6 protein-coding genes are annotated in these 10,041 nt (G+C 29.6%); 1 reads left to right on the forward strand and 5 read right to left on the reverse strand.

The features are described 5' to 3' along the window. Positions 1 to 87 precede the first annotated feature (87 nt). Positions 88 to 1,341, forward strand: coding sequence for an NAD(P)/FAD-dependent oxidoreductase (locus ACH2BP_RS02670; RefSeq protein WP_395056749.1), 1,254 nt, complete (start codon positions 88 to 90; stop codon positions 1,339 to 1,341). A 56-nt stretch (positions 1,342 to 1,397) separates the two neighbouring features. Here ACH2BP_RS02670 and ACH2BP_RS02675 read toward each other — a convergent pair whose 3' ends face one another. The 5 genes from ACH2BP_RS02675 to ACH2BP_RS02695 form a co-directional block, all read right to left on the reverse strand. Next, positions 1,398 to 3,926: a CHAT domain-containing protein gene (locus ACH2BP_RS02675; RefSeq protein ID WP_395056751.1), complete on the reverse strand. Its 2,529-nt coding sequence runs from the start codon at positions 3,924 to 3,926 to the stop codon at positions 1,398 to 1,400. Between the two features lie 46 nt (positions 3,927 to 3,972). Further along, positions 3,973 to 5,931 carry a PKD domain-containing protein gene (locus ACH2BP_RS02680; RefSeq protein ID WP_395056753.1) on the reverse strand — a complete coding sequence of 653 codons (1,959 nt, stop codon included), beginning with the start codon at positions 5,929 to 5,931 and terminating at the stop codon, positions 3,973 to 3,975. 126 nt (positions 5,932 to 6,057) lie between these two features. After that, on the reverse strand, positions 6,058 to 6,696 hold the full coding sequence (locus ACH2BP_RS02685) for a hypothetical protein (RefSeq protein ID WP_395056755.1): 639 nt from the start codon (positions 6,694 to 6,696) through the stop codon (positions 6,058 to 6,060). 5 nt (positions 6,697 to 6,701) lie between these two features. Then, a complete protein-coding gene (locus ACH2BP_RS02690) occupies positions 6,702 to 8,312 on the reverse strand; it encodes a T9SS type A sorting domain-containing protein (RefSeq protein WP_395056757.1) in 1,611 nt (536 codons plus the stop codon). 107 nt (positions 8,313 to 8,419) lie between these two features. After that, positions 8,420 to 10,041: sensor histidine kinase (locus ACH2BP_RS02695; RefSeq protein WP_395056759.1), on the reverse strand; the 1,622-nt coding region annotated here is incomplete at its 5' end.

Consider the following 10,041-nt stretch of genomic DNA (forward strand, 5'->3'; position numbering starts at 1 on the left):
TATTTTAGTAAATTAATTTTTTATTGAAATTAATGTTGTTAACTTTGAAGCTGCAAATATAGTGTAATAATCAGTAATATTTTGAATATGTTAAAGGAGTTTGTCGATGTTTTGGTAATTGGTGCTGGTCCATCAGGATGTGTTTCGGCATCTCACCTTCATAACAACAACATTAAAGTAAAAGTTGTTGAAAAGACAAAATTCCCAAGAATTGTCGTTGGCGAGAGTTTGATTCCTCGTGTCATGGATCATTTTGCAGAAGCAGGATTGTTAGAATCTCTAGATGCAATGAATTTTGAAAAAAAATTAGGAGCCCGTTTTATACGTGGTCAAGAAATATGTGTATTCGATTTTAGTAATAAATATGGTGAAGGTTGGGATTGGACTTGGCAAGTACCTAGAGCTGATTTCGACAATACGATGGCACAAGAAGTTATACGAAAAGGAATCGATTTAGAATTTGAAAGCGAAGTTATATCAGTAACTTTTGAAGGGAAAAATTCTGTCACTTTCGTAAAAGACAAAGATGGAATTGAAAAAGAAATTCATGCCAAATTTATCATAGATTCTAGTGGTTATGGAAGAGTTTTGCCAAGATTATTGGATTTAGATACACCATCAAAATTAGATCCTCACTCAGCAATTTTTACACACGTGGTTGATGTAAATAGACCTGAAGGCGAAGAAGGGACCTTAATCTCTTTCGATATTTTAGAAACAGAAGTTTGGTTATGGGTTATTCCTTTTTCTAATGGAAATACAAGCTTAGGCGTAGTTGGTCCAACGGATTTTATCAATTCTCTATCTAAAGACAATAATAGAGTTGAAGCTTTGAATAATGCTATTAATATGTCTGATTATTATATCAAACGTTTTGGTGGTGTCGAATTTGCTTTCGAACCTGTTAAGCTAGAAAACTATTCTCGATCTGTAAAAAGTATGTACGGCGATGGTTTTGCATTAACCGGAAACAGCTCTGAATTTCTAGATCCTGTTTTTTCTTCAGGTGTGGCTTTTGCAACCGAATCTGGAATGCTTGCAGCTAAATTATTTATCAAAGAATCTCAAGGAATTACAGTAGATTGGGAAACTGAATTTACAGGATATATGCGTCGTGGTATTGGTGTTTTTACTACTTATGTAAAAGAATGGTACACTGGAAACTTACAAACTTTATTTTTTCATCAACCAGAAAATCCAGATGTAAAACGTAAAATTTGTGCGGTTCTTGCTGGCTACGTTTGGGACGAAACCAATCCGTTTGTAAAAAAACATGATAATTTGATTAAGAACATGGCTTATATAATAAATAGCGAAAAAGAATTAGCAGAAAAAAAATAGAAGTCAATACCGTCTTAAATTATTCAAAACAGTAGCGTTAAATTAATTTTTTAACGCTACTGTTTTTTTTTATAAAAACCCCATAATAAAAAAAATACCAATATTCCAGCGGCTGAAATCCAAAGCCAATGGTTTGTTGTGTTTTTATTTTCTAAATTACCATAATATACCATAGCACTCCAATAATATGGAGATTTTTTAGCGTTTGAAATAGATTCGTCATTCAGGAAATCTAATTTAGTCTGATGATTAGATTCGAAATAAGAATTTCCTTTATCAATATTTTTATAAAATTTATCCATAAAAACGGAAGTTGCATAATCATTTACTTTCCATAGCGAAAACAATATATTTTTAGCTCCAGCAAATTGAAAACCTCTTGCGACACTCATTGCGCCTTCCGATTTGTATAATTTTCCTAAACCAGTTTCGCAAGCACTTAAAACCACTAAATTTGGATTAATATTTAAATTATATAGCTCAGAATACAATATTTCTAGATCATAAAATCGTATCCTTGCTGGCTCATCAATATTGCCAGACGATGCATGTGTAGAAAGATGAAGGATGGAAAAACGTGAAGCATTAGCCTTAAAATTTTGAAATGTAGCTTGACTTTTTTCTAAATATTTACCTTCAAAACGGTTGCTTATATTTTCTAATTCCTTTTTTGAGAAAGCTAGTTCTAAATTTGAGTTTTCAAAAATTGGAAAAACACCCAAAACAGTTTCTTTTTGATATTGAAATGATTTTTCTTCTAAGTAAAATGAAACTGAATTATTATATCCAATTTTAAAATCATACAGTAAATAATGCATTTTAGTAAAATTTGTGGTAGTATCTATTTCTGTTATTAATGCTTCAAAAGGAAAGAAATTAAGGATTCCATCAGGAACAATTATTAGATTTTTATTTGCTGATTTTTGTGGCAATTTCAAATATTTATAAACCTGATTACCTAAACTATTATAACCACCAACATCGTTTAATATTGCATTTGCATCACTAAAATAAGTAATAAATTTTCGAATCACAGAACCGTTCTGGTTTGCATTCTCTAATTTTTGAAGTTTTATTTTACGATTCTGTAAAGTAAATGAATACATATTTTGGACACCTGAAAAATATGAAATTAGAGTCGCTTTATCTTTTTTTAATTTTTGAAATAACCTTGTCAGATTTATATTCTCATCGGATAAAATTGTAGCTTTAGATTTAATAGATTTTAACAAAAGCATCAATTCGTTTTGTTTTTTTATAGCAAAATTTATTTTTGAAATGTCCGCGAAATCTAGTTTTTCCTGCTCTCTTACAATTGCATTGTTCCAATTTTGTAGTTGTTCTAAAGCTGTTTTTTCTTCCGTAGAAATGGTTCTACTTTGACTAATATAATTTTTTAGAACAGTCGATTTAGTTTTTTCAGATAATAAAAAGGCCTTTTCTAAATAATGAATGTCTTTTTCTTGTTGATACAAATAATCATAAATTTCGATACATTTTTCAACTCGACTTCTACTTCTGGTTTGAGATATAATTTTAGAATTTTCGTATACTAATAATGATTGAAACAAATCTTCTATGTAAAAAGAAAGTTCATAGCACTCTAATGCTATTTTAGGTTTGTTTTCTTTTAGTAAAATAGCAGCCTGAAAGTCTAAAACATCTAGCAAAAGAGTTTCAGCATAAAGTGATTTCTGGTCTGGCAAAACGCTTTTTTTATCAGAATAATTTGGAATTAAAACCTTATAAACTTCATTAATAGCAAGTTTTGCTTCGGTAATTTTGTTTTGCTCGAAAAGCAATAACGCATTTTCATAAAAAAGTTTGGCGATTTTTCGAGGTGCTTGATTTTTAGTTTTTATAAATTCTGATTTTGCTTTTTCAAAATAAGAATTAGCTAGTACAAATTTTTTTTCTTGACTATAAATTTGGGATAAATTTCTGTAGGCATTCGATATATTTTGTGATTGTTGTTTGTCACCACTTAATAACTTTATCGATATTTCTAAAACTTTTTTAGCTTTCTCATAATTATTATTTATTAAATAATTTGTGCCTAAATTATTTGATAAAATTCCTTTTTGAATTGTTGTTAATTTTTCTGTTTTAATCGTTTTTTCCAGTAAAATAATAGCTAAATCACTTTTTCCTGAACTTTGGTATACATTTGATAAATTAAGAATTGCACTTATTTTTTGTTCCTGATTTCCATCGATATTTGCAATAAAAAAATATTGTTTTATCGTATTTTCTGCACTATCATAGTCGCCAATAATAGTATAAAGATTGCCTAAAGGCTTCAAGCAATATTCTGTAATATCATAATTTGTAAGCTTGTTTTTTTGGAATAATTGCCAAGCTTTTTCGTAAGTTGAAATCGCTTTATTAGTCAAACTAAATTGATTTTCGTAGTAAGCTTTATTACAGTTTAATATTACTAAAGCTAGAAATTCAGGTTTTGTTTTTGCTTTAAACTTATTTTCTTCAATTTCTAGTTTTTTTAAACTTTCAACATTTGGATTTGCTACAAAAACATCGACAGCATCATAAATCTTATTCTCTAAAGTAACTTGAGAAAAAGACATATGAGTTAGAAAAAAAAGAAAAAAGAGAGATCTCATTTAGTTTTGTTTAGAATTTCCAAATCCAATAAAATTGCAAATAATTAAAATTTTTCTCGAAACTAGCATTATATCTAATCCCTAAACTTGGCCCTATTCTAGAAAAACCTGCAGTAAAATCTAATAGAATTCCTGATTTAAATTGAGAAAAAGATTGTTTTGTATTTTGCAATTCATTTGTAGTGCTTAATAAAAAATTAGAATTTGGCCCTTCGTAAAGTTCTACCTCAGTGTGTAATTCTTGCTTTTCGGAGATGTTTACTCCCGCTTGTATTCCTGCGCCAACACCAATGTAATTATTAATATTATATCGCATTAAAACTGGTATTTCCATCACAATGTTTTCGAAATTAATTTGAGAAGTTGTTCTTTCTAATTGTTTAACACCATTGAAACCTGTTAGCAAATTTTCGGTTGAATTTCTCTGGGATTGGTATTTATGTAAATTATTTTGCCATTCAACCTGCCAATACCAACGATAGGATTTGTATGGAGAAATTGTGGCAGCAACGAAATAACTTTTAGAGTTTTCTAAATTTGTAAATAGATTATACCCCATTTTCGCGCCAATAGAAATTCCTGGCAGAAATCTAGTTGTTGCATAATTTGTAATTACAGGCTCATTTTTGTCGAAAATAATGGCTGTTTTGCTTCGCGTACTTTGCTTATGAAAGTCTTTATTAAACCTCATCGTATATTTTACAAAACCTTTTGTACTGTCTTTTTCTGTGACATTTTTTTGTGTACTCCCAGGAAGATAAATATTCTTGAATGTAAAATGTATTTGTTTTTGCTTGATAATAGTATCTAAACAACTATAATTCACTTCTTCACCTTTGGGACAAATAGGACATTTTGGGTAAGAATCTACAATTTGCAATGTTTTTTTGTTGAACATGTCAGGAATGTCGGTTTCTAATCGAATGGTTCTTGCTGGACCTTCTCCATCATTTTGGAAACGTGTTTTAAAATTTACTTTTTTAAATCGTACCAATCTATAGTTCATAAATGCAGCATTACTAGACATTTTATTAGGATCATGAGAAGTCACAATTTCCATTTCGAGTGTTTTTTTCTTGTGGTTTTTGTAATTTCTATCAGGAACATAAACACCTCGCATTTTGACAGTTGCCGAAGTGTCTTTTATCATTTCCGGAGTTGTTTTGAATGTAAAAAACAGGTTGCGAGTCTCATTAGCATTCATACTATCAAACTCTATAATTTTTACATTTCTAAATAATATTTTAGATTCTAATAATGTTAAATCTAGGTTTTCTTCTGGCCAAAATGAGTTTCTAAATGTTGGTGTTGAAATTGCGCAAGCTATATTTTCGTGAGAATTATTCATTTCGTCCGAACAAGCAAAACCGTCTTCTATAACTTCTTTTTCTCCAAAATGTGTTCTGGATTCTAGTAATTCGAAATTATTATTTTTGAATTCCTTGTCGTTATAAAATAAATATAATTTTCCATCAGCAACATAGTTTAAAGGGTTTTTATAACTAACCACAACAATCATTTCTTCCTCAGGGACTGGCTCACGATTATTGAATATTTTATATTGTATGGTGTCTTGAAGTGAAGCAATTTCAGAAAATTGAGTATTGATTATTTCATTTATCACCACTGTTCTTGGACGAGTTTTAGGTGGCTTTCCGTTATCATAATTATTAGTAACCGAAAGATTCACTTTATACTCTCCTTTTTTTTTGTAAACATGTTTAGGTGATGCTTCTTTGCTATAATTGCCGTCACCCATTTCCCATAAATAAGAATAACTGGATTTTGGCGCACCTGCTACTTGTATTAAAGGTGGCACCTCAGGTTTTAGAGATATTTGGTTTCCGTTTTTATCGTAACCAATAGTAGCCCTGCGAGTTATAGTATCTTTTACTTTTGTTTGTCCTTTAGCAAATTCAGGAAAACAAAAAAATAATAGAAGAAAGGTAAGAGACAAAAAATGTTTCATGATTGTGTGTTTTTCTTCCTAATTGTAGTTAGGGTAGCTTCAAATTATTTTTAAATTTAAAAAAAAGTGACGAATAAATCGTCGCTTTTTATATAAATCAAATAATGTATGTTTTTGTTACCCCATTTATTGAAACACAACATCTATATATGGCATTGAATTATTATTATCCCCCGCACTTACTTGTCCATTAAGATTTTGAGTATAAAAATCAGAATCAGTGATTATTAAATTACCTGATGTTTTCGGAAAACTTACATTACCAGCACCCATAACATTATTACTAACACAACGCCCCGCTCCATTTGGATTTGCCGCAGTTGCTGGACCATACCTTTTTATTTTATAAGATCTTCCAGCAACCAGAGCCAAAGGTGTACTTAACGAAGCGTAACTTGTAGCTGATGAAGAAAAAGTAGCTATTACTGACGAAACAACAGAACTTGTAACGGTATCATAAATATCTATTTGATAATTTTGACTCGCTAATGCTGTTTGACTCTGATATCCAATACTACAAATTGTGGCAGCATTTGTAACATTAAAAGTATATTCGTGAGTTACAGCATTATTGTAACCCGACAAACTTTCTGGAAATGCTGGCGTGTTTAATGGATTATATAATTGCTGGAAATCTGTGTTGGTTGAAACGCAAGGAGCTACAATAAGAGGTGAAACAACTGGATCTGGATCCGATTTACTACAACTTGCAATTGATATTGCTAGCAAAAATAATACACTAATTTTTTTTAATTGCCTTCTCATAATTTCTAGTTTTTAATTATTTTTTTATTAATTATTCCTTTGTCTGTTATTATTTTTAGTAAATAAACTCCGTTACTAATATTTGAAAAATCGATAGTATTGTTAATCAAGACACTATTAATAATTCGTCCATTGATATCAAATAAGGTTATGTTTAGGATTTCTTCTAGTGTATTAATGTGTAATTTATCACTAACTGGATTTGGATAAATTTCAAGTTCATTTATTGAATTTGCAAAATCATTATTTGATAATAATCCTTGGCAATTTCCAATTGTCATCAATGGTCTTGAACATATCGAAACATTTTCGCTTTCATTTTGAGTCCACAATCCTCCAATAGTGTTATCGATATTTAATTCTCTATTCGCAATACCTGGAGATAAAGAGGGATACATTATATCGACAGTATTACCTACATGACCTAAATTACGAACATGACCTAACTCGTGAAGTACCACACTGTAATAATCAAATTGCCCAGCTGTTGTTGGGTTTAAAGTATAGTTAAATGGTTGACTAGAGTTGATACCTAAATCTACATCAGACACATATTGTCTACCTACCGCTGAACAACCTGTTATATTTGAATAGGTTAGCCCCAAAACTGTCGCTCCTAAATTAGCAAAAAACAATACATTTTGTCCGTCATTTGTACTGTTAGTATTTGTAGTGGTTGCAGTTGTACTTATTCCTAATTTTATTCTTGTGCTACAAGTCCAATTGTCCATTGCTATCAAAGTTGCATTTATAGCGTCTGGATTTGTAAAATTTGTGTTTTTAATAAACTCAATTCCTCCATTATTTAAAGAAGGTAGTATAATAGGGAAAATACTTGTTAAATTTCCATTAAACTGGTCTCTTACATTAAAATATATATTTAATGATTGTGAAGACTCTACATAAGTTGCATTAAATCCTACCCTAATTTTGCCTGAAGCTGCATCCGACGAAACTTTATATTTAATTTCAGTATCCGACCAACTTATATAATGAAACAAATCACCTTGAGCAATATATTGCCCTGGTACATTTGCTCTTGGAACCAATACTTTTTGTCCGCTTGGTGGCCCAACCCCAAAACCAGTCCCTGTAATTGTAATTACATCTCCAATACCCGCATTAACATTTAGAGGACTAACAGAGGTAATTGTTGCCAATATGCTTTTATTCTCTAAAGAAGTGGCTATAATCTCAAATTTGTTGTTGCTGTTTTTTTCTAATTTGTGTCCAACGTATTCTGATTGTCCTAAAAAGGTAGGTTCGTAAATACCTTCTGCAATTTTAGAAATAAAATAAACACCTGTATCTCCAATATCAAAGTGAGAATTAGGACAAACTTGCAGTGTGTTTTCGCCAATTGTACCTCCCAGATTTCTAATTGTTATCAATTCTGAAGAAATATTTCCTTTTGAAACGGAAATTACTTTCACAGTATAATCGGTAAAAATGGTTGTTTTGTATTTGTCTTGTTTAGAAATTCCTTCTAAAATTTGACCCTCGATAATACATGGCGAATTTTCAATTTTGTAATCTAAACTAACAGGGATAATTTGACTATTCATTTTTAAACTAGTAAAAAATGAAAGAATAATTAGAAGTGTAGTTTTGCTCATAGTTCTAGAATTTAATGTTTCTTAAAACTACTGCAAACATCTGCTACAAAACAAAACCATTTAGAATATGGTAGGTTTTATTTAGGGAACGGTAAAAAAAAGTGTTTTTATTCTAGAATTGCAATCACAATAACTACTTTATGACCTTTACGAATTGCATCAGGAAAAGCAATTTCTTGAGTGATTGAAAATGTTTTTTCAGGATAAGATTGTTGCAAAATTTCTATTCTTTCAGTAATTATGGAAATTCCCTTAGAGATATGTGAATCATTTTTTAATTTATTTTTATCTAATCCAAAACCATTATCAATTACTTCAATTGTTAAAATATTTTGTTTTAACAATTGAAAATTCAAATCAATTTTTCCGTTATTTTCTTTTAAATGTGAAACACCGTGAAGGATTGCATTTTCTAAGAAAGGTTGCACAATCATATTTGGAATTTTCGTTTGATGAATAGCTATTTTCTCATCAATATTGAATGTGAAATCGAAATTCCTAAAACGAACCTGCTCTAATTCTAGATATAATTTTAATCTGTTTATTTCGTCCGACAAAGAAATAAATGGCTCCGATGCTTGCGACAAAAACAAACGAACTACTCGCGCCAATTTTCCTAAATGTTCACTGCTTTGTTCCTTCTGATTACTATTTACAAAATATTGAATCGCATTGAGAGAATTGAATATAAAATGCGGATTCATCATTGCCGAAAGTGCATTTTGTCTCAACTCAACAATTTTATTATTGGTTATTATTTCTTGCTGTTTTTTTGTTTTTATTTTCTTGATTTGGTAACGATAAATCCCATATACTGATGTCAATAAAAAGATATTTACAAACAAAACAAACCACCATTTCAGGTAAAAAGGATATGATTTGTAAACAGGAATTATTTTTGTTGACCAATCAGAATTTAGATCGCGAACACGAATAACAATAATATGACTTCCATAAGAAAGTGACTGAAAATAAAGATTTTTACTTTGTGAAACAATCCATTGTGAATTGTCAGTTTTGTACTGAATTATTTGATTTTTTGTAGCCTGAAAATTCTGAATTTTAATATTTATTTTGATTGAATTTAATTTAGAATCAACGTCTATATTTTGAACTTTTTTTAAGTTATAAAAAACATCAAAAATGGGTCGATCTGATTTTTTTTCGATTAAAATATTCTTTAATTTTCCCAAACCATCTTTAGTCGCTACTAATAATTCGTCATCAAATAAAGCCACATTATACACGTCGTTATTAGGCAAAAAATTATACTTATTTAGAACTCGATTTCCATTTTTAGAAATTTTAAAAAGTCCGTTTCCTGCACAAAGGAAAACAGCATCGCCTATTGGTTTTATTTTGTGAATATTGTCTAGTTTTACATTATTTACTTCGGTAATGCTATTTACAATTCTTTCGTTATAAATTTTATAAATTGTGCTGTTGGTAGCAATCCACATGGTATCTTTTATAAAAACAAAATCTTCTATATAACCTTTTATTTTAAATTTTAATTCTCTTTTTTGATATATAAAATTATCATCAAAAGTCCTGATATTTATTTTCTCAGCATTGTTAAAATAGTATTCGTTTTTATAAAAAATAACTTGTTTTATTTTCTCTTTTTTGGGGATTTTAGAGTGAATAGATTTAAAATTTGCTTCCCCTTTTTCAAAAAGATTAATAGTTGAATTTCCTGCCAAAACATAATATTTGTCATTTTCCTTTT

The organism is Flavobacterium sp. (assembly GCF_043756175.1).
In the GTDB taxonomy this organism is placed as follows: Bacteria; Bacteroidota; Bacteroidia; order Flavobacteriales; family Flavobacteriaceae; genus Flavobacterium.